The sequence below is a fragment of the Pseudoalteromonas sp. QJM3NY_12 genome, assembly GCF_056173165.1.
Genome location: NZ_CM149661.1, coordinates 2,457,518 through 2,484,282 on the forward strand (window position 1 = coordinate 2,457,518; position 26,765 = coordinate 2,484,282).

At 39.6% G+C, this 26,765-nt stretch carries 29 protein-coding genes; 13 read left to right on the forward strand and 16 right to left on the reverse strand.

Annotated features, from left to right (window positions below; genetic code table 11):
• The 15 genes from AC0VZ5_RS11540 to AC0VZ5_RS11610 all read right to left on the reverse strand — a co-directional run bounded on the left by AC0VZ5_RS11540 (position 1) and on the right by AC0VZ5_RS11610 (position 13,839).
• The gene (locus tag AC0VZ5_RS11540) at positions 1 to 270 is read right to left on the reverse strand and encodes a flagellar biosynthetic protein FliQ (RefSeq protein ID WP_010387922.1); all 270 of its coding nucleotides are present in this window, start codon (positions 268 to 270) and stop codon (positions 1 to 3) included.
• A 41-nt stretch (positions 271 to 311) separates the two neighbouring features.
• Positions 312 to 1,052 (reverse strand): flagellar type III secretion system pore protein FliP, encoded by a 741-nt coding sequence (gene fliP, locus AC0VZ5_RS11545; RefSeq protein WP_475472915.1) that lies wholly within the window; start codon positions 1,050 to 1,052, stop codon positions 312 to 314.
• A 4-nt stretch (positions 1,053 to 1,056) separates the two neighbouring features.
• Positions 1,057 to 1,440: a flagellar biosynthetic protein FliO gene (gene fliO / locus AC0VZ5_RS11550; protein ID WP_010387917.1), complete on the reverse strand. Its 384-nt coding sequence runs from the start codon at positions 1,438 to 1,440 to the stop codon at positions 1,057 to 1,059.
• Complete coding sequence (gene fliN, locus AC0VZ5_RS11555) at positions 1,437 to 1,838, reverse strand: flagellar motor switch protein FliN (protein WP_010387913.1); 402 nt, start codon at positions 1,836 to 1,838, stop codon at positions 1,437 to 1,439. The genes fliO and fliN overlap by 4 nt, the downstream gene beginning before the upstream one ends.
• A gap of 20 nt (positions 1,839 to 1,858) precedes the next feature.
• Positions 1,859 to 2,950, reverse strand: a complete 1,092-nt coding sequence (gene fliM, locus AC0VZ5_RS11560; protein ID WP_010387912.1) for a flagellar motor switch protein FliM — start codon at positions 2,948 to 2,950, stop codon at positions 1,859 to 1,861.
• Positions 2,951 to 2,959: 9 nt separating this feature from the next.
• On the reverse strand, positions 2,960 to 3,487 hold the full coding sequence (gene fliL, locus AC0VZ5_RS11565) for a flagellar basal body-associated protein FliL (RefSeq protein WP_010387911.1): 528 nt from the start codon (positions 3,485 to 3,487) through the stop codon (positions 2,960 to 2,962).
• Positions 3,488 to 3,544: 57 nt separating this feature from the next.
• Complete coding sequence (locus AC0VZ5_RS11570) at positions 3,545 to 5,356, reverse strand: flagellar hook-length control protein FliK (protein WP_475472918.1); 1,812 nt, start codon at positions 5,354 to 5,356, stop codon at positions 3,545 to 3,547.
• Positions 5,357 to 5,443: 87 nt separating this feature from the next.
• Positions 5,444 to 5,890: a flagellar export protein FliJ gene (fliJ, locus tag AC0VZ5_RS11575; RefSeq protein ID WP_109874277.1), complete on the reverse strand. Its 447-nt coding sequence runs from the start codon at positions 5,888 to 5,890 to the stop codon at positions 5,444 to 5,446.
• The gene (gene fliI, locus AC0VZ5_RS11580) at positions 5,890 to 7,224 is read right to left on the reverse strand and encodes a flagellar protein export ATPase FliI (RefSeq protein ID WP_054201721.1); all 1,335 of its coding nucleotides are present in this window, start codon (positions 7,222 to 7,224) and stop codon (positions 5,890 to 5,892) included. Before fliI ends, fliJ begins: the two co-directional genes overlap by 1 nt.
• A gap of 17 nt (positions 7,225 to 7,241) precedes the next feature.
• On the reverse strand, positions 7,242 to 8,045 hold the full coding sequence (gene fliH, locus AC0VZ5_RS11585; protein WP_475472921.1) for a flagellar assembly protein FliH: 804 nt from the start codon (positions 8,043 to 8,045) through the stop codon (positions 7,242 to 7,244).
• Positions 8,046 to 8,048: 3 nt separating this feature from the next.
• On the reverse strand, positions 8,049 to 9,089 hold the full coding sequence (gene fliG, locus AC0VZ5_RS11590) for a flagellar motor switch protein FliG (protein WP_010387902.1): 1,041 nt from the start codon (positions 9,087 to 9,089) through the stop codon (positions 8,049 to 8,051).
• Positions 9,082 to 10,797, reverse strand: coding sequence for a flagellar basal-body MS-ring/collar protein FliF (gene fliF / locus AC0VZ5_RS11595; RefSeq protein ID WP_054201723.1), 1,716 nt, complete (start codon positions 10,795 to 10,797; stop codon positions 9,082 to 9,084). Before fliF ends, fliG begins: the two co-directional genes overlap by 8 nt.
• A gap of 20 nt (positions 10,798 to 10,817) precedes the next feature.
• Positions 10,818 to 11,150, reverse strand: coding sequence for a flagellar hook-basal body complex protein FliE (gene fliE, locus AC0VZ5_RS11600; RefSeq protein WP_010387900.1), 333 nt, complete (start codon positions 11,148 to 11,150; stop codon positions 10,818 to 10,820).
• Positions 11,151 to 11,306: 156 nt separating this feature from the next.
• Positions 11,307 to 12,731, reverse strand: coding sequence for a sigma-54-dependent transcriptional regulator (locus AC0VZ5_RS11605; RefSeq protein ID WP_475472925.1), 1,425 nt, complete (start codon positions 12,729 to 12,731; stop codon positions 11,307 to 11,309).
• Positions 12,724 to 13,839 carry a sensor histidine kinase gene (locus tag AC0VZ5_RS11610; RefSeq protein WP_075169684.1) on the reverse strand — a complete coding sequence of 372 codons (1,116 nt, stop codon included), beginning with the start codon at positions 13,837 to 13,839 and terminating at the stop codon, positions 12,724 to 12,726. Before AC0VZ5_RS11610 ends, AC0VZ5_RS11605 begins: the two co-directional genes overlap by 8 nt.
• 129 nt (positions 13,840 to 13,968) lie before the next feature.
• Between AC0VZ5_RS11610 and AC0VZ5_RS11615 the strand changes: the two genes are divergently transcribed.
• Entirely contained in the window at positions 13,969 to 14,556 is a 588-nt protein-coding gene (locus tag AC0VZ5_RS11615) for a DNA-3-methyladenine glycosylase I (RefSeq protein ID WP_427565374.1), read from the forward strand.
• 107 nt (positions 14,557 to 14,663) lie between these two features.
• On the opposite strand, the gene AC0VZ5_RS11620 is transcribed toward AC0VZ5_RS11615, so the two are convergent.
• Positions 14,664 to 16,100 (reverse strand): sigma-54 dependent transcriptional regulator, encoded by a 1,437-nt coding sequence (locus tag AC0VZ5_RS11620; RefSeq protein WP_010387896.1) that lies wholly within the window; start codon positions 16,098 to 16,100, stop codon positions 14,664 to 14,666.
• 368 nt (positions 16,101 to 16,468) lie between these two features.
• On the opposite strand from AC0VZ5_RS11620, the gene fliS reads away from it, so the two are divergent.
• From fliS to AC0VZ5_RS11680, 12 genes are read left to right on the forward strand one after another with little or no spacing between them, the layout of a single operon-like run.
• Positions 16,469 to 16,864: a flagellar export chaperone FliS gene (fliS, locus tag AC0VZ5_RS11625; RefSeq protein WP_109874274.1), complete on the forward strand. Its 396-nt coding sequence runs from the start codon at positions 16,469 to 16,471 to the stop codon at positions 16,862 to 16,864.
• Positions 16,864 to 17,187, forward strand: coding sequence for a hypothetical protein (locus tag AC0VZ5_RS11630; protein WP_178956419.1), 324 nt, complete (start codon positions 16,864 to 16,866; stop codon positions 17,185 to 17,187). The genes fliS and AC0VZ5_RS11630 overlap by 1 nt, the downstream gene beginning before the upstream one ends.
• A gap of 45 nt (positions 17,188 to 17,232) precedes the next feature.
• Entirely contained in the window at positions 17,233 to 18,234 is a 1,002-nt protein-coding gene (pseB, locus tag AC0VZ5_RS11635; RefSeq protein WP_475472928.1) for a UDP-N-acetylglucosamine 4,6-dehydratase (inverting), read from the forward strand.
• A 13-nt stretch (positions 18,235 to 18,247) separates the two neighbouring features.
• A complete protein-coding gene (gene pseC / locus AC0VZ5_RS11640; RefSeq protein WP_475472930.1) occupies positions 18,248 to 19,399 on the forward strand; it encodes a UDP-4-amino-4,6-dideoxy-N-acetyl-beta-L-altrosamine transaminase in 1,152 nt (383 codons plus the stop codon).
• Positions 19,396 to 20,310 carry an aldo/keto reductase gene (locus tag AC0VZ5_RS11645; protein WP_475472932.1) on the forward strand — a complete coding sequence of 305 codons (915 nt, stop codon included), beginning with the start codon at positions 19,396 to 19,398 and terminating at the stop codon, positions 20,308 to 20,310. Before pseC ends, AC0VZ5_RS11645 begins: the two co-directional genes overlap by 4 nt.
• A gap of 45 nt (positions 20,311 to 20,355) precedes the next feature.
• A complete protein-coding gene (locus AC0VZ5_RS11650; RefSeq protein WP_475472935.1) occupies positions 20,356 to 21,180 on the forward strand; it encodes a cytidylyltransferase domain-containing protein in 825 nt (274 codons plus the stop codon).
• Positions 21,177 to 22,466, forward strand: a complete 1,290-nt coding sequence (locus AC0VZ5_RS11655) for an aminotransferase class III-fold pyridoxal phosphate-dependent enzyme (RefSeq protein WP_475472937.1) — start codon at positions 21,177 to 21,179, stop codon at positions 22,464 to 22,466. The genes AC0VZ5_RS11650 and AC0VZ5_RS11655 overlap by 4 nt, the downstream gene beginning before the upstream one ends.
• A 55-nt stretch (positions 22,467 to 22,521) precedes the next feature.
• Complete coding sequence (pseG, locus tag AC0VZ5_RS11660) at positions 22,522 to 23,661, forward strand: UDP-2,4-diacetamido-2,4,6-trideoxy-beta-L-altropyranose hydrolase (protein WP_475472939.1); 1,140 nt, start codon at positions 22,522 to 22,524, stop codon at positions 23,659 to 23,661.
• Positions 23,651 to 24,301, forward strand: a complete 651-nt coding sequence (locus AC0VZ5_RS11665) for a formyltransferase family protein (protein WP_475472940.1) — start codon at positions 23,651 to 23,653, stop codon at positions 24,299 to 24,301. Before pseG ends, AC0VZ5_RS11665 begins: the two co-directional genes overlap by 11 nt.
• Positions 24,294 to 25,016, forward strand: a complete 723-nt coding sequence (locus AC0VZ5_RS11670; RefSeq protein ID WP_475472942.1) for a formyl transferase — start codon at positions 24,294 to 24,296, stop codon at positions 25,014 to 25,016. Before AC0VZ5_RS11665 ends, AC0VZ5_RS11670 begins: the two co-directional genes overlap by 8 nt.
• Positions 25,009 to 26,073, forward strand: a complete 1,065-nt coding sequence (pseI, locus tag AC0VZ5_RS11675; RefSeq protein WP_475472944.1) for a pseudaminic acid synthase — start codon at positions 25,009 to 25,011, stop codon at positions 26,071 to 26,073. The genes AC0VZ5_RS11670 and pseI overlap by 8 nt, the downstream gene beginning before the upstream one ends.
• Entirely contained in the window at positions 26,060 to 26,740 is a 681-nt protein-coding gene (locus AC0VZ5_RS11680; protein WP_475472946.1) for a PIG-L deacetylase family protein, read from the forward strand. Before pseI ends, AC0VZ5_RS11680 begins: the two co-directional genes overlap by 14 nt.
• Positions 26,741 to 26,765: the final 25 nt, after the last annotated feature.

A 26,765-nucleotide genomic window follows, 5' to 3' on the forward strand; every position in this document is an offset into this window, starting at 1 on the left:
TTAACCTGCTATTTCGGGTATAAGAAGCACTAAGCGATTAAAAAAATCCATCAGCTCTTGAGTAAACCAATGTCCACCCACTATTAACGCACTAATAGTAATTAATAGACGCGGTAAAAAGCTCAGTGTTTGTTCATTAATTGAGGTTGCCGCCTGAAATACTGCCACTACTAAACCAATAATTAAACCAGGTACCACAATAGCAGACACCAGCTTAATCACTAAAAACAGGGCTCCACTTAAAATATCAACAAATACTTCAGGTTCCATGGGCGACTCCTAGAGTGATTGGTTCAAAGTAGAAAGCACCACTATGTGCCCAACCCAAAGCTTTTAGCGAGCGTACCCATCACCAAGCTCCAACCATCAACCAATACAAACAACATAATCTTAAACGGTAGCGATACAATCATGGGGGATAGCATCATCATACCCATGGCCATCAACACCGATGCAACCACCAAATCGACAATCAAAAAGGGGATGAAGAACATAAAACCGATAATAAAGGCCGTTTGTAGCTCACTGGTCACAAACGCCGGAATAAGAACAATCATTGGCGTTGCTTCGGGTGAATCAAGCTGATCGTACCCAGCTATTTTTGCAAAGGTTTCTAAGTCTTTTAATCGTACTTGAGAAAGCATAAAAGCTTTCATTGGCTCTTTAGCTAAATCGAGTGCTTCTAGTGATGTTACCTGTTCACTTAAGTACGGTTCGATTGCACGTTCGTTTATTTGCTCATAAATAGGCGCCATAATAAAAACACTTAAAAACAGCGACATACCAAGTAATACTTGATTAGAAGGCGTTTGTTGTAAACCAATCGCTTGGCGCAAAATAGCTAAAACAACAATAATTCGAGTGAACGAGGTCATCATGATAATGGCTGCTGGAATAAAGCTCATAGCCGTCATGATCGCTAACACTTGTAGCGTCACTGAATAGTCTTGCGTGCCATCTGCATTACTTGTGATCGTAAGCGCGTCAATTCCTTCCGCATTAACACCAGGAATGAACACGGTGGCAAGAATAATAAGCAGCCATTTGGTCATAATATTAATTCTTTTTATTTTGATTAAGTTGTGGATTTAACATTTTGCCAAAACGCTTCGCTAATTCTGGTAACTCTTTCTCTGTTAGGGGGGTTTCTAGTTTGTGTAAATAATTAATGCTATGTGGAGTTACACCTAATAGATGCTGTGCATTATCTATCTCAACTACCATCAAACGCTCGCGTGAGCCTAAAGGGAGGCTGCGAATCACTTTAAACTCATCGTTATTGGTTAAATTTGGATTAAGCTTTTTAACAAAAAAAGCCAACACTAAAATTAACACTACCACCACACCTAACGACATCACCATTGAAATAATGTCTGTGGTGGGTGTTGCAGCATCGGTAGCTGCAAACACAGAATTGCTTAAACCAAGTAATGCTATCATCGTAACTTTTTGATCCGTTCAACCTGACTAATTACATCCGTTAAGCGAATACCAAACTTATCGTTCACCACAACCACTTCACCATGTGCTATCAACGTACCATTAACTAATACATCTAGCGGTTCACCTGCAACCCTATCAAGTTCAACAACTGAACCTTGGTTAAGTTGTAATAAGTTACGAATATTAATTTTAGAACGCCCTACTTCCATCGAAATAGTAACGGGAATATCTAAAATAGTGTCGAGTTTACGTTTTTCTTCACCGCTGAGCTCATGCTTTGAATCATCCAGCTCATCAAGCTCGGTTACTTTAACCTCTGCACTATCATCGTCAGTTCCCTCAGCCTCAGCAAGTGCTGCTGCCCATTCGTCCATCGTATCTTGATCATCGCTCATACTTTTAACCTTTTAATCAATTACCAGTCTAAGTCTACACCGTTTGAAAGGTGTAAATCATCTTCTAGTTCTGCTAATTCTGCATCTGAATCAATTTTTTTGCCGCCTTTAGTAAAGACATGCAGCTCAGATTTAACTGAATCAGGGCGTTTAATTTTTTCACTAATTTGTAGCGCAACGTTATCGCGTGAGCGACCCATTTTAGCTCTAAATGTTGGTAACTCTTCAACAAACACAGTAATATGCTCTGGCATTTCAACAGGAATAATATCCCCCGCCTTAAGCTCCATAATTTGTTTTAAGCTTAAATCAACTTCAAGTAGCTGAGTCGACAAATCGACTTCTACATCCATTATTTCGTCGCGAAGTGCCTTGCTCCAACGTAAATCGGTATCTTCAGTATCAGACTGAACACCTGCATCCAATAGCTCTCGTATAGGTTCGAGCATTGAGTAAGGCAGCGCAATATGAAAGTCACCACCGCCGCCATCAAGCTCAATGTGAAAAGAGCTAATAACCACCACTTCGGTTGGGCTAACAATGTTAGCCATGGCGGGATTCACCTCAGAATCGAGATACTCAAACGACACATCCATAACTGGCGCCCATGCTTCTTTGTAATCTTCAAAGATTATTTTTAGCAGCATTTGCACGATACGGCGCTCTGTTGGGGTAAATTCACGCCCTTCAATTTTGGCATGATAACGACCATCGCCACCAAAGAAATTATCTACCAGTATAAAGACTAATCGCGCCTCCATGGTAATTAGGCCAGTGCCTTTTAGTGGGCGAAAACGCACCATATTCAAACTGGTTGGTACAAATAAGGTGTGAATATACTCACCAAATTTGATCATTTGCACGCCGTTAATTGACACCTCAGCGGTGCGGCGCATCATGTTAAATAGGCTAATTCGCATATGACGCGCAAATCGCTCATTAACAATTTCAAGTGTCGGCATGCGACCACGCACGATGCGATCTTGCGAAGAGAAGTCATACTGTAGCGTACTTCCCTCACCGTCTTCACCGTCGTGTATATCTTCCTCTTCGACCTCATCAACACCGTGTAATAGCGCATCAATTTCGTCTTGGGATAATAAATCGCTCACACTGACCCCTTATTGCATCACAAAGCCGGTAAACAGTACCCGCTCAATTACTTTACTTCCTTCCACATCCATCATTGCAGCTTGTACTTTATCTAGCGCAGTAAAGCGCAGTGTTTCTTTGCCTACACTGGTGCTTAGTTCATCTGCGGTAGTCATTGAAAATACACTCAATAGCGTACCTTCAATCAGTGGAATATGCTTTTTAGCAGTTTCTTCATTGCCATCTCCGCGCACCAGCAATTGCACTTTAATTTGTACAATTCTATCGCGACTCGCCCCTGGAACATTAAATATAAAAGGTCTTGGCATAGCAACATATAGCGCACTACCGACCGTTGCCGAGGAGCTTGATGATTCTGCGGCTACTTCACCACTGGCGGCATCATCTGTTAAAGTTTCTACGGGCTCATCATCACCCGATAGTAAAAAGTAACCAGCTACACCGCCAACAATAACTAATACAGCGGCTATAATTATAATGAGTTTGCTTTTATTTTTACTGACTTCTTCTATTTCTAAATTAGTATCTTCAGCCATTGTATTTCCTTTATTCGCAAAGGTATTTGCTTGTTTTAACTATTATAATAGCAGGACTTAGGCATAGTAATCTATTGATGATGACGTTTGTTGTCCAGAACTATGTGTTTGCTTATCTGGTTGCTCACTATTTGTCTCATCTGAAGAGCTATTATTAGCCATTTGACCTTGTGGCTGACCTTCTTGTTGCTCGTTTTGTTCTGGAGATGAACCACCATAAGAAATGCTGCTTTCACCTAGTTCTAAACCCTGTTGCATTAATAATTCTCTAAGCCTAGGTAATGATTGCTCCAGCGCTTCTTTGGCTTGCTGATTTTGCACTACAAAGTTTATTTGTGCTTGCTCCGCATCACTTCGAATACGAATTTGCATACTGCCCATTTCAGGTGGATCTAAACGAATTTCAGCTTCTTTGTTATTAATGCTTAACATTGAAGTAACGCGCTCTTGTAGCATTTTTGCGGCATCACTTTTAATAATATTTAATGCCTGTAAGGTGGCAGGATCAATGCTTACCTGTTTAGCTTGTGCAGTACTTTGCAACTGCCCGGCCTGTAAACTTTGCGCTTCAATAATAGCTTGTTCGTAGCCTAAAGTATCGTATTTAGCGATAGTATTAAGCGACGATTTATCAAATATATTAATGATTTGAGAAAAAATCTGTGCAGCACGCGGTGGCATTTGTTCTGCGTTAGTGGCGCGCATACTCTCTTTTTGTAACACATCGAACTGCTTAGCAAGATCTTCAGGCGTTTCGGCTATCGATTTAGAGCTTTCTAATTTTAGCTCAGGTTTTACATTAGCCGACTCTGTACCTTGTTGTGTTTTAGGTGTAACACCTGCTATCAACGTATTATTAGCAAACAGCGGTTTATCTTTGGCACTAGACAAAGTGTCTGCGTTGATAGCTGTTTCTAAATCACTGATAACCCCTTTTAATAAAGTAAGTTCTTTAGTAGATAGAGGCTCACTTTTAATGTATGCCTGCATCTGATTAAGCAATGCCTGTTTTTCTGGGGTAGTTAACGTACTTATTTGTGTATTAATGGCTTGTTGAGGAGTTTGCGGTTTCTCGCTTTCGCTAACATACTTACTGAGTAATTGCTTTAAATCCGCTACATTGTCTTTATCAATAGGTTTGCTCATCGCATCAAGCTCAGTAGCAAGTTCATCTTGTTGTGAAGGCGTTAAATTTGCTAAGAGTTTATCTGCTTTAATTGCATTATCATCTTTTGATAACAGCGCTAAAACAGAGGCGTCTATCGATGCTTTAGTACTCGTAGGAACAGTCGGCTTGTCTGATGGTTTAGCAACCGCTTGCTCATTTTTAACAGTCTCAGATTCTCCGGCTGTGGCAGCTGTCGCTATTGATTGAGTACCAAGTGGTGAAGAATCAGCCGCAGTTTTGCTCGCTGACTCAGCACCTACAGCATTTTGTGCTTGTAAAATAGCTGCATCATCAACAATTTCATCACTTGGCAAATTAATAACAATAGGTGCAAGCTTATCTTCAGGCTTAATGTTTATTTTGACACCATTTTTGTCTATTAACTCTGCGCCGCCATGAGAGTTATTTTTTACTGAGGTGTCGATTACCTGTGCCGCATTAATTTGCGCCAGCATATCCTCACCGCTCAAAGGCTTCTCTTCGCTAGTTTGCTCTTTTGGATCGGATGGTTCATCTGATGGTTGTTTTTTTGGCGCCTTAACCTCTGCATTTTGTGTATCAGAAGCTTGGTTAGCAAGTGCTAGTTGGTCAAAAAAGCCAGCATCATTACTGCTATCTAATTTTGCTTTATCACTGTCTTTATTAACTAGGTATGAGTCTTGCTCAGATACCGCCAACATTGAAATATCATTCATCGCCATAAATCACCTAATAAAAGCGGCAACAGCCCACCGCACAATCCTAAAAAACATTGCTCTTATAGAACATAAGCAATTAGTATGCCTACCTTACAGTGCTTTATTTCTTTGATAAAATTGATTAGAAGAAAACTCATCTAACATTTTTTGTTCATTCTTAGCCACCAGCATATTCGCTTTTAACTGTTGCTTTTCAATTAGCTTAGCAACCGCTTTCGCTTTAACTTGTTGTTTTAACCATAACGTTTTACGCTGGCTCACGACTTGTTTTGCAGTATTAACGGTACTCGCTTGTTGGCGAGTCGCCTCTTCAATCTTAGCTATGAATGCGTGATACTGGCTAAACCCGGCACTTGATAAGCCCGACTGCCCTTTAATATGAAGTTGCTGAGTATATTCAAGTCGAAAGTCATTTAAGCCTTGAAGCTTTTGCTGATTTAGCTGCAAGTTTTGATTTGCTTGCAAGTAGCTCATGCGTAATGTTTCTTCTTTTTCATTTTCAAGCTTAAGCAGCAAATGTAGTTTATTTTTTGCCATTATGCTTGTCCTAATAATTGTGCGAGCCCTTGTAGGCCATCATCATAACTAATCACGTCACGCATGCCTTGCTGTAAAAATGCGTTCACTCTTGGCATCATGTTTATTGCCTGATCAAGCATTTGGTCACTGCCTTTTTGATAAGCACCCAAGGTGATCATATCTTTATTCTGTTGATACATAGAATATACTTGTTTAAGTACCCGAGCTTGCTGCATATGTGGCTCTGAAACCACTTGTGGCATCACTCGAGAAATAGACTTTTCTATATCAATAGCAGGGTAATGACCGCTGTCGGCTAAATCACGCGATAAAACAATATGCCCATCAAGTATGGCACGTGCGGCATCGGCTATCGGGTCTTGCATGTCATCACCTTCACTCAGTACAGTAAAAAAGGCGGTAATAGAGCCTTGTCCTTCTCCGCCATTACCAGCACGTTCCACTAATGCGGGTAATTTAGCAAATACTGAAGGCGGATAACCTTTGGTTGCAGGAGGCTCACCAACAGCCAGTGCTATTTCACGCTGTGCCATGGCATAACGCGTTACCGAGTCAAGCAGTAACAATACGTTTAGCCCTTGATCTCGAAAGTACTCTGCAATGGTGACTGCACTCTCACAGCCCTTTAATCGCATTAATGGCGAAGCATCAGCAGGCGCTGCCACAACAACTGAGCGTTTACGTCCTTCAACACCCAGTATTTCTTCAATAAATTCTTTTACTTCTCGGCCACGCTCACCGACTAAACCCACTACAATTACATCGGCTTCACTGCCTCGAGTCATCATGCCCAATAGTACAGATTTACCCACACCGGAGCCTGCAAATAAGCCCATACGCTGACCTTGGCCTACCGTAATTACTGAGTTAATAGCGCGTACTCCCACATCCATGGGTTTACTAATGGGGCGTCTTGCCAGTGGGTTTATTGCGTTTTGAGCGAATTTAAGTGTGTGTTCTGCGTTTATTTTCCCTAGCCCATCTAAAGGTCGCCCTAAACCGTCGACAACTCGGCCAAGTAAACTCATACCAACAGGTAAACCAGTGTCATTAACTTGAGGAATAACTCGGGCACCAGGAAGTACACCTGAGATATGATCATTGGGCATTAAATATAAGGTTTGATCATTAAAACCAACAATCTCGGCATCAACAAAGCCGCTCATGGTTTCAATTTTACATTGGCTGCCTACTGGAGCTCGCAGGCCTTTTGCTTCAAGTGTTAAACCAACCACACGGGTTAAAACACCCGCAACCGCAGGGGCTGGGGTTTTAATATGTTGTTGGTATTGAGATAAGCGTTCGCTTAATGAAGTATCGCTCACAGACATTGCACGCCAATAAAAAGTTAGATACCACTATTATGCAAAAAACTATCCAATGTTTCTTTGACACGAGTTTTCAAGGTCATATCTAAAGACGATAGTGTTGTCTTCACTTCACAACCGCCGCGCTCCAATGTAGGCTCTGGAATTAACTGCCAATGATTATCTTCAATAGCTTGCTCGCCATAACTGGTTTTTATAAGTATTAGGTCTTCTGGGTGAAGATGAATTTTAACTTTCTGTTGCTCTGCATTTAGTGCATCAATGCTTTTTTTCAAGGTATGTAAGATAATATCAGGCGAAGTTTTTATCTCTTGATAAATGATTGCTTCACTGAGCATAGTCGCTAACTGGACTAACTGCTTTTCTGCTTGCTCATCCACTTTTTTAAGTGGATCAGATAAACTATCTAACAAGCTGCGTAAGTGAGTTAACTGCTCATCCATCAAAGGTTTAACCTCTTCTTGACCTTGGGTTTTACCCAGCTCAACACCTTCTTTGTAACCAGCTTCTTTTCCCTCAGTTACGCCTTTATCAAAGCCATCTATATAGCCTTGCTCATGTCCTTGCTTAAGACCTTCCTCATACGCATCTTGGCGAATGCGCTCAAGCTCCACCATAGTAAGAGAAGGTAATTCTTGTTCTTCGGGTTCTTCATCTTGCTCTTTGGCCATTTCTTTATGGTATAGCTCTGCCAATGGCGTACCAAAAGCGGTCGAACGATTGCCAAAACTTCGCTCATCTGGCGCAACATCTGGAATTGGCCAATTTTTTAATAGCTCATCAGCTTCATCAGCGTGTAACGGGCGACCTTTAGAGTTACTCATAAATTATAAGAACTCCTCACCACCGCCACCACCAAGCATAATTTCACCTGAATCTGATAGACGACGAGCTGTTGACAGTATTTCTTTTTGTGCTGCTTCTACTTCACTAATGCGCACTGGTGCCATAGCTTCTAAGTCATCAGCAAGCATTTCTGCTGCACGTTTTGACATGTTACCCAAAATCTTCTCTTTAAGCGCTTCGTCAGTGCCTTTAATGGCTTTCATCAGAACATCTTGAGGCACTTCACGTAAAATTGCTTGAATACCTCGATCCTCTACATCCATTAAGTTTTCGAAGACAAACATTAAGTCTTGAATTTGTTGCGACATTTCTTCGTCATGCTCACGGATAGAATCCATTAACTGCCCTTCAACATTGGTATCGAGGTAGTTCATAATATCTGCAGCCGCTTTTAAGCCACCCATCTTCGCAGCTTGTGCACCCGCTTGACCAGCGAATTGTTTTTCCATAATTTCGTTTAATTCTTGTAAAGCCGCTGGTTGAACTTCTTCTAAATTGGCAATACGCATGGTTAAATCTAAGCGCACCTTTTCAGGAAATTGCGCTAAAATCTCAGCAGATTGTTCCGGCTCTAAATAAGAAAGCACTATTGTTTGAATTTGCGGATGCTCATTACGAATAATATTAGCTACCTGCTTTGAGTCCATCCATTTTAATGAATCAAGCCCTTTAGCGCCTGATCCCATAACAATTTGGTCTATTAAGCTGGCAGCTTTATCTTCACCTAATGCAGCAGTAAGTGCTTTTTTGATAAAATCTTCAGACTGAAAACCTATCGTACTAAAGCTTTGAATTTGTTCGATAAACAAGTTGTGCACTGCGCTGATTTTAGCTTGCGACAAATCATCGATTGCCGCCATGGCCATACCTACCTTTTGCACTTGCTTTGGCTCTAAGTGCTTTAGGATTTGCGCTGCATCTTCTTCAGATAAGCTCAGCAATAATATCGCCGCTTTATCTACACCATCGAGCTTATCAACATCAAACGCCGGTGGTAGTTGTTTTTGTTCTTGATCAGTCATCTTCTGTTAACCACGCTTTAACTACTTGTGATGATAGTTCTGGTTCATTGGCTACAAGGGCACGAACCGCTTTCAATAAGTCTTCGTCGCCATGTAGGTCTGGTAACTGTAGTGTACCATCGCTTGAGAAGCCAACTGAAGCAGAATCAAAGTCATTATTTAGCATATCTAATGTGCTGTCACCAAGGTCAACACCTGAACTAAGAGAGTCTTCATCATATTCTTCAAGTGTATTATCTGGGTAAATTAAGCGCTTAAGCATAGGCTTAACTACAGCTAAAATCAGTACAATAATAACCAGCGCACCTAATACTAAGCGCATCATTTTCATAAACCAATCTTGTTCCCATAAAGGCAATTCAAAATCAAGCGCTGAGTCTTCACGAACAAATGGTACGGTTACTACTTCAAGTGCATCGCCACGTTGCATATCAAAGCCTACGCCACCTTGTAACAAACGACGAATATTTGACAAAGCTTCTACCGAACGTGGTGTCATGGTTGTTTCACCGTTTTCACCAACCGTGGGTAAGTAATCGACCGCTACAGACACACTTATTCTGCGGATCACACCCGTTTGCTGACGTTTATGAGAAATAGTGGTATCTAGTTCATAGTTACGGGTAGCTTCTTTGTGAGTACGACTTGGTGACGTAGCAGTGCCTGCACCGCCAGCCATTGCATCTTCAGGTATCGTTGAGTTAACCGGAGGCTGATTAGTAAGTGCACCAGGAATACCTACCGCTAAACCACCGATATTATTTTCTTCGAAAGTGGTTTCACTTCTTACTGCCGGTAAATCTGGGTTGTAACGTTTTTGTGTTTCTTCTACTGCACTAAAGTCCATGCTTAAATCTACTTGGGCGGTGTAGTTACCTAAGCCAACAACGGGAATTAAAATGCTGTCAATTTTTTCTAGGTATTCTTGCTCACGTTTACGCTCTAGGTCGTATTCTTTACGAGAGCGTGCAGCCAAAGAGGTTTGCGAACCTGAATTTAGTAAGCGACCGTTTTGATCGGTCACCGTTACGCGAGAAGGCTCAAGCCCTTGCACCGCTGAAGCAATCATATCAACTACTGAGTCAACTTCTTCGCTATCTAATGAGCGACCACGCTTAAGCGTTAGTACTACTGTTGCTGAGGGTTTTTTCTCTCGACGAGCAAATACATTTTCTTTTGGAATAGCTAATAGTACTTTGGCGCGAGTAACGTTGTTTAGCTCTTCAATAGTACGGGCAAGCTGTTGCTCGCGACCATGTTTAAGGCGCTCACGTTCTAAACGTTGGCTTACTCCAAACCCCATGTCTTGCATAATAATATCGCTACCTGATGTAGGCCCTTGATCTAAGCCTTCACGGGTCATCAGTAACTTAATATTTTGATACTCAGTTTCATCAACCGACACCACATTACCATCAAGTTCATAGTCAATTTTTTGCGCATCTAAAAAGTCGAGTGTTTCAATTAACTCTTGAGTTTGCATTTTACCTAATGGGCGCATATCTGGCTGACGAGCCCAGATAATCACGAAGATAGCAATAGCCAAACAAATGGCCAATGCAACAATCAGGGTAATTTGACGTAAAACATCAACACCACCTAGGGCGCTGAAATAGCCCGATTTTTGCTCTTGTTGATCTTCAGTTTCACTTTGCTCCATCATGCCATCAGCAAGTGCCAGATCTGTTGATTGATTAGATTGCGCCACAATAATTCTCCACTACCTAGTTAAACAGGCATGTTCATAATTTCTTTGTAAGATTCAACAAGCTTATTACGAACCTGTACCGTAGCTTCAAATGCCACAGAAGACTTTTGCGAGGCAATCATCGCCTCAGCAAGCGATACGCTTCTGTCGCCCATCTCAACTGCTTTTCTTTTTTGTCCTGTGTCTTGCTGAAGCTCATGCACTGTATTAAGTGCATTACTCAACATATCACCAAATTGTGCTGTAGACGTTGATTGCACTTGCGTTGGCAAGTTATTAACTTGGTTACTACGCGTGGCTTCTGAAGCCATAGATTGCATTTCTTGAAATAAAGCACTGTTTTGAATTTTCATAATTGTCTCTGATAATGCAGTAAACTCTTAAAGAGAATAAAGCACAAAACATGCCAAAAATAAAATTCAACTAGAACAATGGTTTACTATGTTTATTTGCGTAGTCAGAGTTTTGACAGCCCTAAAATCAGTTACTTAGTTTTAGGGCTGTTGAGGTTATGCAGGGAGGGAAATACCTAAATCGCGCATTTGCGCTAATTTGTAACGCAAAGTACGTGGACTTATACCTAAGGTTTCGGCTACTTCTTTACGTTTCCCTTGGCAACGCGCCAAGGTTTCTAGAATTATGCGATGCTCTTTATCTTTAAGTTCATCTTTGTAACTTCCTGTATCTAAGGCGAGCAAATCATTTCTTTGCTCATCTTCGGGCATTGTTTTTTCATCATAATAAGCGTTACTGAGACTACTTTTTATAGGCTCCGGCACTGACGTTGTTTCAACCACAAACTGAGTTGGGGTTAAATTTTCGATAAAAATTGCATGCTCATCAATAGTACTGCCACTGCGTAAAATTAAAGCACGTTGAATAACATTATCCAGCTCTCGAACGTTACCCGGCCAGCTATGGCTAAGTAGCTTTTGTTCAGCGCTTGTATCTAGATACGCCATTGGCTCTTTGCTTTTACTTAAGTGACGTTCAATTAAATGCTTAGCCAGTACAATAATGTCGCCAGGACGCTCACACAGAGGCCGCCACAGCAAAGGGAAAACATTAAGTCGATAATATAAATCTTCGCGGAACTGATTTTCAGCAACTGCCTCTTTTAATTCGCGATTACTGGTAGCAAGCACACGTACATCTAGTGAAATAGTTTTCCGACCGCCTAAACGCTCAACTTCGCGTTCTTGCAATACCCGCAGTAATTTGGCTTGTAAGCCTAAATCCATTTCGGTGATTTCATCAAGTAAGATAGTCCCACCCTGTGCTTGTTCAAACTTACCCGGGCAGGCCTGAATCGCACCAGTAAACGCGCCTTTTTCGTAGCCAAACAAAGTAGCTTCAAGCATGTTTTCAGGAATAGCAGCACAGTTAATTGCTACAAATGGTTCATTGCAGCGTTTTGACTTGTCATGAATATACCGTGCAAGCACTTCTTTACCTGAGCCACTTGGCCCAAGTACCATTACACTGGCATCTGAACGAGCAACTTTACCTGCAAGTTCAAGTAATTGAATACTACTAGGGTCGGCAACAATAGGACCGTCTGTTTCTTTTTCCTTTTCAGGTAAGTAACGGCTCACCATGTTCAATAGCACTTCTGGTGCAAATGGCTTAGCCATATAATCAATCGCGCCTAGGCGCATGGCTTCAACCGCATCATCAATAGTGGCATAGGCCGTCATCATTAAAACGGGTAAATCAGGGTGATTTAATTTAATACTGCGTAATAAATCTAAGCCACTCATTTCGCCCATTTGTACATCACTGACCACCAGTGAAAATACATCTTTTTTTAATAACAACATGGCTTGCTCTGCACTACTGGCTGCCGTGCAAGCGATGCCCGACATTTCTAGAGTATCAATTAATGCTTCACGAAGTCCGGCGTCGTCTTCTACAACTAAAATAGTGTTACTCATGTGACTCCCCTAATTTAGATGTGACACTAATAGGCAGCAACATACTAAAAATTGCTCCCCCGTGTGGGTTGTTGTTTGCCTCAACCCTTCCCTGATGCGCACTGGCTACCGAACTAACAACGGCAAGCCCTAAGCCTGTACCTTGGCTTTTAGTGGTATAAAAAGGTTCAAATATTTTCTCGCTCTGGACTAAGTCAATGCCTGGACCATTGTCACTCACGCTAATGCGCACAAAGTCAGAGTCTTGTTTGTCACGCTGGGCGCTAAGGTAAACCTGCGCGCCACTGCCAATAACTTGAATACTGTTGTGAATTAGGTTTTGAATAGCGCTTGCTAATGCGGTTTTATTACCCATAATTTCTATATCGGGTTCAGGTAAGCTCACATTTAATTCGCTATCATTGAGCGCTACCATGGCATCGGCACCGGCTTTTACTTCACTGAGTAACTGTTGCATCGACACTTGCTCAACCACCTGTTGATCACCACTTTTAGCAAATAGCAGCATGTCGTTTACTTGGGTTTCTAAATCTTTCAAGCGAGACATTAATTTTGTGTGAAAACTGCCGCGTGATGCTTCCGGTAAGCGCTTTGAGCCTAAGTTGGCAGCATACAACATAGCTGCTGATAACGGTGTGCGTACTTGATGGGCCAAAGATGCCACCATTTTACCTAACGCACTTAAACGCTGCATATGCGCGACTCGTTTTTGTAAGCGTCGGGTTTCAGTCAAATCGGTCATTAATATAAGTTGCCCAGGTTCTGGCGCAAGTGCGGTAATATCGAGTTTTATTAAGCGTCCATCTTTTAACGACACTTCATGACCATCATCTTGATGAGGACGAAATGAGCGCTGAATAACACTAAACCACTTCTCACCTTCTAGTGGTTCACCGAGCATATCGATAGCAATTTGATTCGCTTTAGCGATCATTCCTTTACCATCGAGTACAATCACGCCCGCAGGCATAGTATCAACTAAATGAGAAAGCCAACTTGCCTGTTGACGCAAATCACTCAACTCACCAACATACTCCTCTTGCAGTAAACATGGGTTATACTGGTTAGCAGAAATAAACTGGGGTTTTAGCACACTTGCAAGGGCCATAATCAACTCTCTAAAATAATGTAGACACAGTAGCCAATGCACAATATGTACCAAAATTATTTACCAGTAAATTCAATAGATTAAACCGTAAAAATACGTGTCGTAAAAATGACGCGCAAAGGAAAATGCATGAATAAAGAGATTCAGTGCCGTTGCCCATGGTTAGATACAACAAAACCTGACTATGTGGATTATCATGATCATGAATGGGGCGTCCCTGTGTATGACGATCAACTACTTTTTGAGTTTTTGACATTAGAATCGGCACAAGCGGGGCTCAGCTGGTATACCATATTAAAAAAGCGTGAGAATTATAAAAATGCCTTTGCCAATTTTGATGTACGCAAAGTAGCGGCCTTTACTGAACACGACATAGAAAAATTAATGCAAAATGCGGGCATAGTTCGCAACCGCTTAAAAATTGTCGCAACAATTAATAACGCAAAATGCTTTATTACTATTCAAGAAGAGTTTGGCAGTTTTAGTGATTATCAGTGGCGATTTGTTGGTAATAAACCTCAGGTAAACGATCTAGAAACACTGGCCGACTACCCTGCAGTTACTGAGGCATCGACGTTATTTGCGAAGGATTTAAAAAAGCGTGGCTTTAAATTTTTAGGCCCAACGACAGTGTATGCCTACATGCAGGCCTGTGGAATGGTTAACGATCATAGTAATGATTGTTTTAGGAAAGAAGAAGTTAAAAAGCTAGGCTAAGGCTAGAGCTGCGGGTTGCGACAAGCGGGGAAACCAGCGCTAAAAATTAAGCGCAGTGTTTATTTTTTCTAACCTAATACCTAGCGCCTAGTACCTGCACTTAGCTCTCAATCTCTAGAAAGGTTATACTTTTTCATTTTTTCCACCAGTGTGGTTCGCCTTACGCCTAGTACTTCAGCAGCACGGGCAACAACGTAATCAAAGCGCTCTAATGCCTGGGTGATTAAGTTAATTTCAAGCTCAGCTAAATACTCCTTAAGCTCAATACCTTCATCGGGCAATAAACCGGGTGCCGCTTGAGCAAAATCATCTTCGAGGTCTATTTCGTCTTCGCTGAATCCGCCGCTAAAAATATCATTAAATGCATCACGCTCCATCAGTTCTTCTGGGTACTGTGGCTCATAGGCTTCAACTTCAATGTAGCGGTATTTGTTAGGTAAGTCAGGAACATCCACCACCTTGTCTGGGAACATAATAACCATACGCTCAACTAGGTTCGCAAGCTCACGAATATTACCCGGCCAAGAATGCTCTTTTAAACTATCAATAGCACGCTCTGTAAACTTAGCCGTAGTGCCGCTTTGTTCATTTACACGGCGCATTAGCTCTTTAAGTAGCAAAGGGATGTCTTCTGCACGTTGAGCAAGTGATGGGCTCTCAATAGGAAAAACATTTAAGCGATAGTATAAATCTTCTCGGAATGAGCCTTTTTCAATCATGCTTTCAAGGTCGCGGTGGGTTGCAGCAATAACACGTACATCGGCTTGAATCGCTTTGGTACCGCCAACGCGCTCATAGCTACGCTCTTGTAGTACTCGCAGTAACTTAACCTGCATTTGCAGCGGCATATCCCCTATTTCATCTAAAAATAGCGTGCCACCTTGCGCCAATTCAAACCGGCCTTTACGTGCTGAAATAGCCCCGGTAAATGCACCTTTTTCATGGCCAAATAGTTCACTTTCTAGTAGCTCCGCAGGAATTGCCCCACAGTTTACTGGTACAAATGGGCCTTTGTTACGCTTAGAAAGCAGATGCACATTACGAGCAACTACTTCTTTACCCGTGCCCGACTCACCTAAAATAAGCACGTTGGCATCGGTTTTAGCAACTTGAGTAATTAAAAAGCGTAAATCTTTTACGGCTTTGGTTTCACCTACAAGTCCATCAAAGGTGCTTTTTTCTTTATTATGTTGATGCTCATGAGGCAGCATACGCTGATATTGCTGACAATCATGTAGTAACTGAGTGGTAACTTCATGAGTAAATGGCTCACAAATTAGTCCAACAACATTGGCGAGACTCAGTAGCGGTTTGAGCGTTTCACCAATCAGTAAAAAAGGAAATGTTGGATAGCGTTTAATTAAACTTTCATGATCTAAAGATTGCAGCGCCCCTAACACCACAATACATTCTTTGTTTTGATAGTGACTACATGCCTGCTCAAAGTCAGCTTCTGTTTGCAACTGTACCGCCTCACCAATAAAAGTAAGCGATGCATATAATCCAATAGAGCGATTATTATTATTATCTAAAATTAAGATCATTTTTTAGCGAGCCATTTATTTCACTAATTTGTTTTATTAATCAAATTGTAAGCCAGTTGGATTTGGATGCAAGTAATAGCGGCGATTTTTTGACATTAACGCCAAAAAACAGACACACCGCCTGAAAAGTCAATACTTTATAACTAATAACTCTTTAACTATTTATAACGGACTACCCACTTAGGATGAATTACCTAACACATTTTTGCCACCAGTAATGATACGATTTCACACAGAAGAAACTCATAAAAACTGCTATTATTACTTAAAGGTGTGACTGTTTTGGCCGATAAGTAATAGTCAAACTTATGTTGGAACTAAACTTGCTTAAGGTTCTACACATGTAATTAAAATTTAAGGAATTACCTATGGCGCACGCATCAATCAATAAATACCGTCAAATTACAGTTAGCAGCGTTAAAGAAATGACGCCTTATGATCAAGTCAAACTCGTGTTTGTTAATATTGTTGGTAAGTTATCAGCTGCTAAAGGATTTATTGAACGTAAAGAGTTAGAAAAAAAAGGCAACGCAATCTCTGATTGTATTGTGCTACTTGGTGCGTTGCAGCAAGTATTAAATTTTGAACATAATAATGAAGTATCAACTAACTTAGACTCTTTATATGATTATTGTCAGCGATGCTTACTAACCGCAAACCTCGAGAACGATATAGAAAAAATTGATGAAGTAATTACCTTGATTAAGGAAATAAAATCAGGTTGGGAAGCAATTCCATTTGAACAAAGAGAACCACAACTATAATGTCTTTAAAGCGGGTTACAAGCTCACAAGTTAAAGATAGTGAGACTAGAGCATATTGCAATGATCTAGTAAGTTTGATTGCTGACTCAGAAGATTGGGATATTGAGCAAGCGCTGAATATTCATAATAAACTTGATATTCACATAAGTAGCTCACTTTCTAGAGAAAAAACTCATTATTCAGCTACTGAACTTGAGTTTTTAATTAACCTAATAGAACAGCTATCTGTTAAAATAGATAATCAAAAGCAACTATTAGCGGTTAAAATAGTTGGTAATCAAAAAAATAAAAAAGCTGTAAATAAGTATAAATCTAACTTTTAAAATAGATTTGGCAATATTAGGCTGGTTAGCTGTGGAGAAAATCACATGTTTGATGGAAAAGTAGTTTTAATAACAGGTGGAACAGGATCGTTCGGTAAAAAGTATGTAAAAACATTATTAGAACGGTACAGCCCCAAAAAAATTATTATCTTTTCTCGTGACGAGCTAAAGCAGTTTGAAATGCAGCAAGATTTTGATCAGCCTTGCATGCGCTACTTTATTGGCGATGTTCGAGATAAAGAACGACTAAATCGCGCAATGCGTGGCGTTGATTACGTTATCCATGCTGCAGCCCTTAAGCAGGTACCTGCCGCTGAATACAACCCAATGGAATGTATAAAAACCAACATAAATGGTGCAGAAAACGTTATTAATGCAGCACTTGATAATAACGTTGAAAAAGTCATAGCTCTCTCTACGGATAAAGCAGCCAACCCTATTAATCTATACGGTGCCACTAAATTGGCCTCAGATAAATTATTTGTAGCGGCAAACAATATTGCTGGCGGCCATAAAACCACTTTTTCAGTGGTGCGCTACGGTAATGTAGTATGTTCGCGAGGTTCAGTTGTGCCTATTTTCCAAAAGTTTATTGATGAAGGTCGTGATCATATTCCTATCACTCATGATGAAATGACCCGTTTTTGGATAAGCCTTCAACAAGGCGTTGATTTTGTTTTAACAAATTTTGCGCGCATGTTGGGTGGTGAAATTTTCGTACCTAAGATTCCATCAATTCGCATTACTGACCTAGCAAAAGCAATGGCTCCTGAATTACCTATTAAAATTATTGGTATTCGCCCAGGCGAGAAACTTCATGAGGTTATGTGTCCTGCCGATCTTTGTTTTGAAACCTATGAATATAACGATCACTTTGTTATTGCACCAGGCATTAAATTTAGCAGTCGTAGTAATGACTTTACAGTAAATGCGCTTGATGAAAAGGGAAAAAAAGTTCAGCAAGGTTTTGAATATAACTCTTTAAACAACCCTCATTACATGACGATTGAAGAAATTGAAGCCTTCAACATTGAAGCATTAGTTTAAAAGTTATTACTCCATGATCCCTTACGGCAAACAAGCTATTTCTCAACAAGACATCGACGTAGTAGTTGATGTCTTAAAATCCGACTGGTTAACGCAAGGCCCTAAAGTCCCCGCTTTTGAGCAAGCCATTGCGAAATATTGTGGCAGCACCTATGCATGTGCAACTAACAGTGCCACATCGGCATTGCACATTGCATGTTTAGCGTTAAATGTAGGGAAAGACGATATTGTATGGACCTCCCCTATTTCTTTCGTTGCTTCGGCAAATTGTGCACTTTACTGTGGTGCTCAAATAGACTTTGTGGACATTGATGTAGCAACAGGGAATATGTGCACTGATGAGTTAGAAAAAAAGCTTATTATTGCTAAAAAAAGTAATCGTTTACCCAAGGTCGTCATTCCAGTTCATCTGGCAGGTCAGTCATGTGATATGCAGGCTATATATCAACTTGCAGTTGAATATGGCTTTAAGGTTATTGAAGATGCTTCACATGCTATTGGTGCAAAATATTTAGGCAGCCCAGTGGGCAGTTGTGAGTTTTCAGATATTTGCGTATTTAGCTTTCATCCAGTCAAGATAATCACCTCAGCTGAAGGAGGCATGGCGGTAACAAACAATAAGCAACTTGCTAAAAGAATGGAGCGTTTACGTAGCCATGGAATTACAGCCAATCCGAGTGAAATGACTGAACCAAGTCATGGCCCTTGGTACTATCAGCAAGTTGAACTCGGCTTTAATTATAGAATGACTGAGTTGCAAGCGGCATTAGGCCTTAGCCAGCTCTCAAAGCTTGATGAATTTGTCACAAAGCGCAACCAGCTGGCTAAAGTCTATTCTAGCAAATTAAAAGACTTGCCTATTAATCATTTAACTCAATCACAACAAAGCTACTCTAGTTACCATTTATATATTTTAACCTTGTCTGGTGGTGCAGTTGTAAAACATGAGTCTCTTATCTGTAGTTTAAGAGAGCAAGGCATAACGAGTCATTTGCATTATATTCCAATTCATATACAACCTTATTATAAAGAGCTTGGCTTTAAGGCAAATGACTTTCCAAATGCAATAAAATATTACAGTTGCGCTGTCACTATACCTTTACATCCTGAATTAACTAATTCAGAACAAAATTTCATAATAGAAACACTAGCCGCACAACTATGAAAATCGCTTTAGGAACCGCCCAATTTGGTTTAGATTATGGCATTAGTAATCAACAAGGAAAGGTAAATATACCTGAGGTTACAAACATACTAGAGCAAGCACTGTCACTAGGTATCGATACTTTAGACTGTGCAGGAGCTTACGGAGATAGTGAAGCAGTGTTAGGAAAGTTAGGCGCTAGCAAGCGCTTTAATTTAATTAGTAAAATTCCCGCATTATCAATAGAACAAAACACTATCACTCAATTTTTTGAACAAAGCTTAAACAACCTCAAATCAGATAGCCTAGATACTATGCTATTTCATCAAGCCGAAAATTTAATTGAGCATCCTAATAAATTACAGCTATTTACTCAATTAGCCCTGCTAAAAAAGCAGAAACTCATTAAAAACATTGGTGTTTCTGTATACAGCCCAGAACAATTAAAAATAATTGCTGAGAGCTTCCCTATTGATACTGCTCAAGTTCCGGTTAATATTTTTGACCAGCGCTTTCTCTCTCCTAATGTAATGCAATTATGTAGCGATAAAAAAATAAAGTTACATGCCAGATCTATTTTTTTACAAGGGTTGCTTTTTATTGAAGAAGAAAAGCTAAGCCCATACTTTGAGCCATATAAAAACAAACTCAAAGCATTTAATGCATTAGCTAAACACTTATCTTGTACAAAATTAACATTAGCGTTAGCAATAGCGCTTTTGGCAAAAAGATTGACTTACAAAACTTGTAAGGAAGAAGAGTCTAGCTATTGCTTTGAAAAGTTAGTTATTGGAGTGTGCAGTACTAAACAATTAATTGAAGTAGTGAACGCTTATGAGCAGGTAAACCAGTTAAGAATTACAAACGAAGAGCTATACTCATTAGCTGATACACGACTAGGTTTTATAAACCCTAGCCAATGGGTAGTTTAGTCGTTTCTATCTATTACAACCTTTAAAAACAGTGGCAAAAACTTAATGACTGACACTTTAATTATCTTACAAGCACGTATGTCATCCTCTAGATTACCAAACAAAGTATTGTTACCAATTCTTGATAAACCTATGCTTGCTCACCAAGTGGCAAGACTACAAAAAGTAAAAACAGCGCATAAACTTATTATTGCAACAAGTGATGAAGACAGTGATGACGATATTGAACTGCTTTGTCGACAATTAGACATTGATTGCTTCCGGGGTGATTTATCAGACGTTTTAGCGCGTTATTATCATGCTGCAATTAAATTTAAGTCGAATAATAACACTGACATTAAAAGCACTAATATAGTTCGCGTCACTGGCGACTGCCCGCTAATAGATGCCAATGTTATTGATGATGTTATTGAGTTATTCATAAAAAACAACTGTGATTATTGTTCAAACTGCGCACCTGCCACGTTACCTGATGGGTTAGATGTTGAAATATTTAGTTTTACCGCACTAGAAAAAGCTTATCAACTAGCTAAAAAACCCTCTGAACGTGAGCATGTAACTCCTTTTATTCGCAATAACCCGCAATTATTTACTTTAAGTAATTATGCTCATAACCCAGACTTATCTCATTATCGTTGGACGGTTGATGAACCAAAGGACTTTGAGCTGGTTACAAAAATATACGAATATTTATACCCTCAAAAACCTAATTTCACCCTAGCTGATATATTAATATTAATGCAAGAAAAACCAGAGTTAACAAAAATAAATCATCATATTATTCGCAATGAAGGCTTATTGAAGTCTGAAAAAGAAGATCAACAGCATTTAAAAAGTATACGACAAAATATAGGGCAAACTTCGCAATGAACAAACGCTATCAAGAATCATCAAAATGGCTCGCACGTGCTGAAAAAACCATTCCTTTAGGCTCACAAACCTTTAGTAAAAGCCGTGTTGCTTACCCTAAAAATGTTGCACCCTTGTTTATTAAACGTGGTGATGGTTGCCAAGTGTGGGACGCCGATGAAAACCAATACACTGATTTTGTTAGTGGTCTGCTTTCAGTTTCATTAGGGTATTGCAATAAAGCCGTTGATGATGCAGTTATCGAACAAATAAAATCAGGGGTAACTTTTTCTTTACCCCATAAGCTTGAAATGGACGTTGCCGAAAAGTTAGTAGAATTAATCCCTTGTGCAGAGATGGTACGTTTTGGTAAAAACGGCAGTGACGCTACTTCAGCAGCAATTCGTTTAGCTCGTGCATTTACTAAGAGGGAGCATGTTGCTGTGTGCGGTTATCATGGTTGGCAAGACTGGTACATAGGCTCCACCACTCGAGACCTAGGTGTACCTGAAGCAACAAAATCATTGACCCATACGTTTAACTACAATGATATTTCATCGTTAGAGCAACTATTTTATCAACAGAAGAATAAAATCGCTGCCGTTATTCTAGAACCAATGAACACTCATTACCCAAAGGATAATTTTTTACAAAAAGTAAAGGAATTGTGTCAACTACACGGTGCAGTATTAATTTTTGATGAAACTATAACCGGCTTTCGCTTTTCAATGGGTGGAGCCCAACAGTTATTTAGTGTCACGCCAGATTTAGCTACATTTGGAAAAGGCATGGCCAATGGCTATCCCATCTCTGCGGTTGTTGGACGCAAAGATATCATGATGCTGATGGAAGATATTTTTTTCTCCGGTACCTTCGCTGGCGAAACCTTGTCATTAGCAGCAACAAAAGCCACATTAAACTTTATGACAGAGTATAAAGTCGTTTCACACTTAGCCACGATAGGAGAAAAACTACAAACCGGTTTAGCGCAAATAATTAATGATCTACGAGCGCAGCAGTGGTTAACCTTGTGCGGTCACCCTAGCTGGTCTTTCTTAATCATAAATGCCCAGGGAGGCTACAGCGCCCTTGAATTGAAATCTTTATTTTTGCAAGAAATGGCATTACGTGGCTTTTTACTCGGTGGCGGTCATAACTTAAATTACTCACATAAAAGCGAAGATATTGATGCTCTATTGATTAGTTATAGAGAAGTACTTAATATTTTAATGCAAACTATTGAAAATAAAGATTTTCATTGTAAGTTCTATGGTGAGCTGTTATCACCCGTTTTTAAAGTTAGATAAAAGCTCACAATATGAATGAAAATAAAGTGAAATACTTCAATAATTTATTAAAATCATGATGCATGTAGTTTTTAGAGTAGATAGCTCATCGATTATTGGTTATGGCCATGTTATGCGTTGCCTTACATTAGCAAACGCATTAATGAGCAAAGGCGCGCAGATAAGCTTTATCTGTCGGAAGCACCAAGGACATATTAATCACTTGATTATTGAACAAAACTACTCGTTAACTTCCTTACCAGAAGGGAGTAGAGATATTGTTCAACATGATAGTGATACTTGGCTTGGCTGCACCTCAGAAGAAGACGCTCAACAAACTATACGCGTGTTAGAAACGATTTCACCGATTGATTACGTTATAGCTGATCATTACGCTATAGATGCGACGTGGCACTCATTAGTGGCTAGATACTGTAGTGAGCTCGTTGTTATTGATGACTTAGCTAATCGTCCCCTATTATGTGATGTGTTACTAGATCAGACTTTAAACCGCTGCGCTAAATCATACCAACACTTAGTCGCTGAGTATTGCACTATGTTATTAGGTAAAGATTATATGTTATTGAGAAATGAGTTTAATGATTATCGAACACAAGCAATAACTCAGCGTGATAAGCGAAGCAGACAATTAGGCAAAAATAATAGCAATGCCCATATTATGATTTCTATGGGAGGAAGTGATCCTGATAATTTATCCAAATTAGCATTGCTAGCATTAGAAAAGTTACACGCTATTATGCCAAACATTCAAGCTAGTTTGGTTATTTCCAGTCAATCAATACATTTTAATTCTTTACAGTCTATTTGTAATAGACTCATGTGGTGTACATTAATAGTAGATAGCAAAGATATGGCTAGTCAAATGATAGAAGCCGATATCGCCATTGGCGCGAGTGGCTCAACTGCATGGGAAAGGTGCTGCTTAGGCTTGCCGTGCCTAACAACGATCAATGCTAAGAACCAGCTATTAATTGCAAAAAACTTAAACAGCTCTGGTGCAACAATCAACTTAGGTTGGCATAAAGATATTAGTTCTGCCATGATTTGTGATCAAATAGAGCAACTAATCTTACAGCCCGATCAGTATAAAATGATGGTCAAAAACTGTTTCAATATTTGTGATGGACTCGGCGCTCAAAGAGTGGCCAATATTTTAATAGATAGAATTAGCGAAGACTGTATAAATGAAACATGAAACCTTTAAAACTATTACTATATTAGTTGATAATAATTCATGGATACTTCCATACGCTAAAGCATTGGTAACGTATTTTTCAGCTAATTATCAATGTAAGCTTGTCAGAAATGCAGATGACATTATGCAAGGCGATGTATGCTTCCTTCTGGGATGTACCCAAATAATCTCAGAAAAAATACTCCACCGAAATAAGCACAACCTTGTAGTTCATGAAAGTGCATTACCCAAAGGTAAAGGGTTTGCCCCTACGAGCTGGCAAATTATTGAAGGGCAAAGTTCTATTCCTGTGTGCTTGATAGAAGCTACTAAAAATGTAGATAGTGGCAAAATTTGGCTTCGAGACACTTTAAAGCTTAACGGCAGCGAACTACATGACGAATGGCGGAGTAAGCAAGGCGAAATAACAATAGCACTGGCAAAAAAATTTATTGAATGTTTTCCAACATTAACTCCTACATTACAGAGTGGGCAAGAAAGTTATTACGCAAAAAGAAACAAAAGTGATAGCGAATTAGATATTAATAAAAGCTTGGCTGAACAATTCAACTTACTTAGAGTCGTTAGTAATAATGATTATCCTGCTTTTTTTATTAAAGATGGTATCAAATATAAAATAGAAATATCTCGTTATGACTAATAATTATATAGTAGCAACAATAAAAAACTGGAATATCGAAGAATTTGAACAAACCTCTCCTAGTCTTTCTGGTACTTGGACACTCATTAATGACCATAACCAACTGACTCTAAAGAATCTGAGGAAGCTAAACCCTAAGTATATTTTTTTCCCTCATTGGAGCTGGTTAGTTCCAGAGAGTATCCTTAATGAGTTCACCTGTATATGCTTTCATATGACAGATGTTCCTTATGGGCGGGGGGGCAGCCCTTTACAGAATTTAATTTGCCGCGGACATCAGACAACTAAATTAACCGCTTTAAAAATGACTAATCAACTAGATGCAGGTGACGTTTACTTAAAGGCACCTTTATCATTAGAAGGTAGCGCACAAGAGATATTTCAACGTTGCGCCAAACTTACCTTTGAGATGATAAAAAGCATTATAACCATAGAGCCTACCCCCATAGCACAAGCAGGGGAAGTAACCACTTTTGTTAGGAGAACTCCAGAGCAAAGCAAGGTTCAAGGCACTGAAACACTAACGGAACTTTATGATTTAATTCGTATGATGGATGCAGATAGCTACCCTAAAGCTTTTTTACATTATGGTAATTTCACACTAACTTTTGAGCAAGCAAACTTAACATCTTCCAAGAGCAAAGAACCAATCCTTAATACAAACGTCATCATCAAGAAACGTATAACCAATTTAAGCGAAAAAAATAATGACTAATAGATTTATCACTATCAATGGCACAAACATTGGACCTGACTTCCCCCCATATATAATTGCAGAATTATCTGCAAATCATAATGGAAGAATAGAACAAGCATTAAAAGGCATTGAAGAAGCAGCAAAATGCGGTGTAGATGCTATTAAAATTCAAAGTTATACACCTGACACCATGACGATAGATAGTGATAAGGATGATTTTAGAATCAAAGGTGGTTTATGGAATGGTTATAAACTTTACGACTTATATCAATGGGCACAAACACCATTCGAATGGCATCAACAGTTATTTGATAAAGCAAAAGAAGTCGGTATAACACTATTCTCCACCCCATTTGATGAATCAGCGGTAGAATTGCTAGAAAGCTTTGATGTACCTGCATATAAATTAGCCTCTTTTGAAATAACGGATTTACCGCTAATAAAGCGTATTGCACAAACCGGTAAACCACTAATCATTTCTACTGGTATGGCTAATATGGAAGAAATAGAGGAGGCAATTTCAACAGCTAGAGATAATGGTTGCAAAGAACTAGTCGTTTTACACTGTATCAGTGCATACCCTGCACCAGTAGAACAAGCAAACTTAGCAACTATAGCTGATATTAGTCAACGTTTTGACGTTATATCTGGACTTTCAGATCATAGCCTAGGTACCGTTGTTTCGGTCACAAGTATTGCTCTTGGTGCAAGTTTAATTGAAAAACATTTCACACTGGATAGAAATGATAAGGGGCCCGATGCTGAATTTTCTTTAGAGCCAGATGAATTTAAGCGACTAGTTAAAGAAACTAAGGAGGCATACCAAGCTATTGGTGTAGCAGGTTATGAGCGAAAACCAGTTGAACAAGCAAGCATGACTTTCCGTCGCTCACTTTATTTTGTTGCTGACATTAAGCAGGGTGAAGTGATCACTACAAAACATATAAGAAAAATACGCCCAGGCTATGGCTTAGCCCCTAAGTACTTTCAAAAAGTACTAGGTCAAACCGCTAGTCAAAACATAACTCGTGGTACAGCTGTTTCTTGGGAGCTAATTACTAATGATAAAAAATAACCACGTTCTCATTATAGCTGCTCACCCTGATGATGAAGCTTTAGGTTGCGCAGGAACAATTGCTAAGCACATTGCCAAGGGTGATAATGTAAATGTTCTATTTATGACAAATGGAATATCAGCTAGGAATGATATAACTCCTTCAGATAAGCTAGAACGAAGTGAAGGAATGGCTAATGCCATGAAAACACTTGGGGTAGATAATTATCAATGCTTTGATTTTCCTGATAATAAAATGGATACAGTGCCATTATTAACAATAGTTCAAGCCATAGAGAAAATCTTGAACAATATTAACCCAAATATTATTTATACTCATTTTGCTCATGATTTGAACATAGATCATAGAATAACCCACCAAGCCGTAATGACAGCATGCAGACCGATACTTGGCAGTTGCGTAAAAAAAATCTTCTCATTTGAGGTTCTATCAAGTACAGAGTGGCAATCTAACTCCATGCCAAAATTTTCAGGGAACTATATCGTTGATATTAGCCAGTACTGGCAGAAGAAAAAACAAGCACTTACTTGTTATCAAAAAGAACTGCGGGATTTTCCACATAGTCGAAGTTTGGAATGTATAGAAGCGCTAGCAACACTACGCGGAGCTACTCATGGTTTTGCTAAAGCTGAAGTTTTTCAAATAGAACGAATTATAGAGTGTTAATCCAGTAAAACTAAATTAAACATAT

What these genes read in the sequence shown, in the direction of transcription:
- AC0VZ5_RS11615 (WP_427565374.1), top strand. Translation starts at nt 13,969, where the DNA reads ATGAATAAAGAGATTCAGTGCCGTTGCCCATGGTTAGATACAACAAAA.
- AC0VZ5_RS11680 (WP_475472946.1), top strand. Translation starts at nt 26,060, where the DNA reads ATGATAAAAAATAACCACGTTCTCATTATAGCTGCTCACCCTGATGAT.
- fliP (WP_475472915.1), bottom strand. Translation starts at nt 1,052, where the DNA reads ATGACCAAATGGCTGCTTATTATTCTTGCCACCGTGTTCATTCCTGGT.
- fliS (WP_109874274.1), top strand. Translation starts at nt 16,469, where the DNA reads ATGGCGCACGCATCAATCAATAAATACCGTCAAATTACAGTTAGCAGC.
- AC0VZ5_RS11650 (WP_475472935.1), top strand. Translation starts at nt 20,356, where the DNA reads ATGACTGACACTTTAATTATCTTACAAGCACGTATGTCATCCTCTAGA.
- AC0VZ5_RS11655 (WP_475472937.1), top strand. Translation starts at nt 21,177, where the DNA reads ATGAACAAACGCTATCAAGAATCATCAAAATGGCTCGCACGTGCTGAA.
- fliJ (WP_109874277.1), bottom strand. Translation starts at nt 5,890, where the DNA reads ATGGCAAAAAATAAACTACATTTGCTGCTTAAGCTTGAAAATGAAAAA.
- pseG (WP_475472939.1), top strand. Translation starts at nt 22,522, where the DNA reads ATGATGCATGTAGTTTTTAGAGTAGATAGCTCATCGATTATTGGTTAT.
- fliN (WP_010387913.1), bottom strand. Translation starts at nt 1,838, where the DNA reads ATGAGCGATGATCAAGATACGATGGACGAATGGGCAGCAGCACTTGCT.
- fliO (WP_010387917.1), bottom strand. Translation starts at nt 1,440, where the DNA reads ATGATAGCATTACTTGGTTTAAGCAATTCTGTGTTTGCAGCTACCGAT.
- pseI (WP_475472944.1), top strand. Translation starts at nt 25,009, where the DNA reads ATGACTAATAGATTTATCACTATCAATGGCACAAACATTGGACCTGAC.
- AC0VZ5_RS11665 (WP_475472940.1), top strand. Translation starts at nt 23,651, where the DNA reads ATGAAACATGAAACCTTTAAAACTATTACTATATTAGTTGATAATAAT.
- fliI (WP_054201721.1), bottom strand. Translation starts at nt 7,224, where the DNA reads ATGTCTGTGAGCGATACTTCATTAAGCGAACGCTTATCTCAATACCAA.
- AC0VZ5_RS11645 (WP_475472932.1), top strand. Translation starts at nt 19,396, where the DNA reads ATGAAAATCGCTTTAGGAACCGCCCAATTTGGTTTAGATTATGGCATT.
- AC0VZ5_RS11610 (WP_075169684.1), bottom strand. Translation starts at nt 13,839, where the DNA reads ATGGCCCTTGCAAGTGTGCTAAAACCCCAGTTTATTTCTGCTAACCAG.
- pseC (WP_475472930.1), top strand. Translation starts at nt 18,248, where the DNA reads ATGATCCCTTACGGCAAACAAGCTATTTCTCAACAAGACATCGACGTA.
- AC0VZ5_RS11620 (WP_010387896.1), bottom strand. Translation starts at nt 16,100, where the DNA reads ATGATCTTAATTTTAGATAATAATAATAATCGCTCTATTGGATTATAT.
- fliL (WP_010387911.1), bottom strand. Translation starts at nt 3,487, where the DNA reads ATGGCTGAAGATACTAATTTAGAAATAGAAGAAGTCAGTAAAAATAAA.
- AC0VZ5_RS11540 (WP_010387922.1), bottom strand. Translation starts at nt 270, where the DNA reads ATGGAACCTGAAGTATTTGTTGATATTTTAAGTGGAGCCCTGTTTTTA.
- AC0VZ5_RS11605 (WP_475472925.1), bottom strand. Translation starts at nt 12,731, where the DNA reads ATGAGTAACACTATTTTAGTTGTAGAAGACGACGCCGGACTTCGTGAA.
- fliH (WP_475472921.1), bottom strand. Translation starts at nt 8,045, where the DNA reads ATGAGTAACTCTAAAGGTCGCCCGTTACACGCTGATGAAGCTGATGAG.
- fliE (WP_010387900.1), bottom strand. Translation starts at nt 11,150, where the DNA reads ATGAAAATTCAAAACAGTGCTTTATTTCAAGAAATGCAATCTATGGCT.
- AC0VZ5_RS11570 (WP_475472918.1), bottom strand. Translation starts at nt 5,356, where the DNA reads ATGGCGATGAATGATATTTCAATGTTGGCGGTATCTGAGCAAGACTCA.
- pseB (WP_475472928.1), top strand. Translation starts at nt 17,233, where the DNA reads ATGTTTGATGGAAAAGTAGTTTTAATAACAGGTGGAACAGGATCGTTC.
- AC0VZ5_RS11630 (WP_178956419.1), top strand. Translation starts at nt 16,864, where the DNA reads ATGTCTTTAAAGCGGGTTACAAGCTCACAAGTTAAAGATAGTGAGACT.
- fliG (WP_010387902.1), bottom strand. Translation starts at nt 9,089, where the DNA reads ATGACTGATCAAGAACAAAAACAACTACCACCGGCGTTTGATGTTGAT.
- AC0VZ5_RS11670 (WP_475472942.1), top strand. Translation starts at nt 24,294, where the DNA reads ATGACTAATAATTATATAGTAGCAACAATAAAAAACTGGAATATCGAA.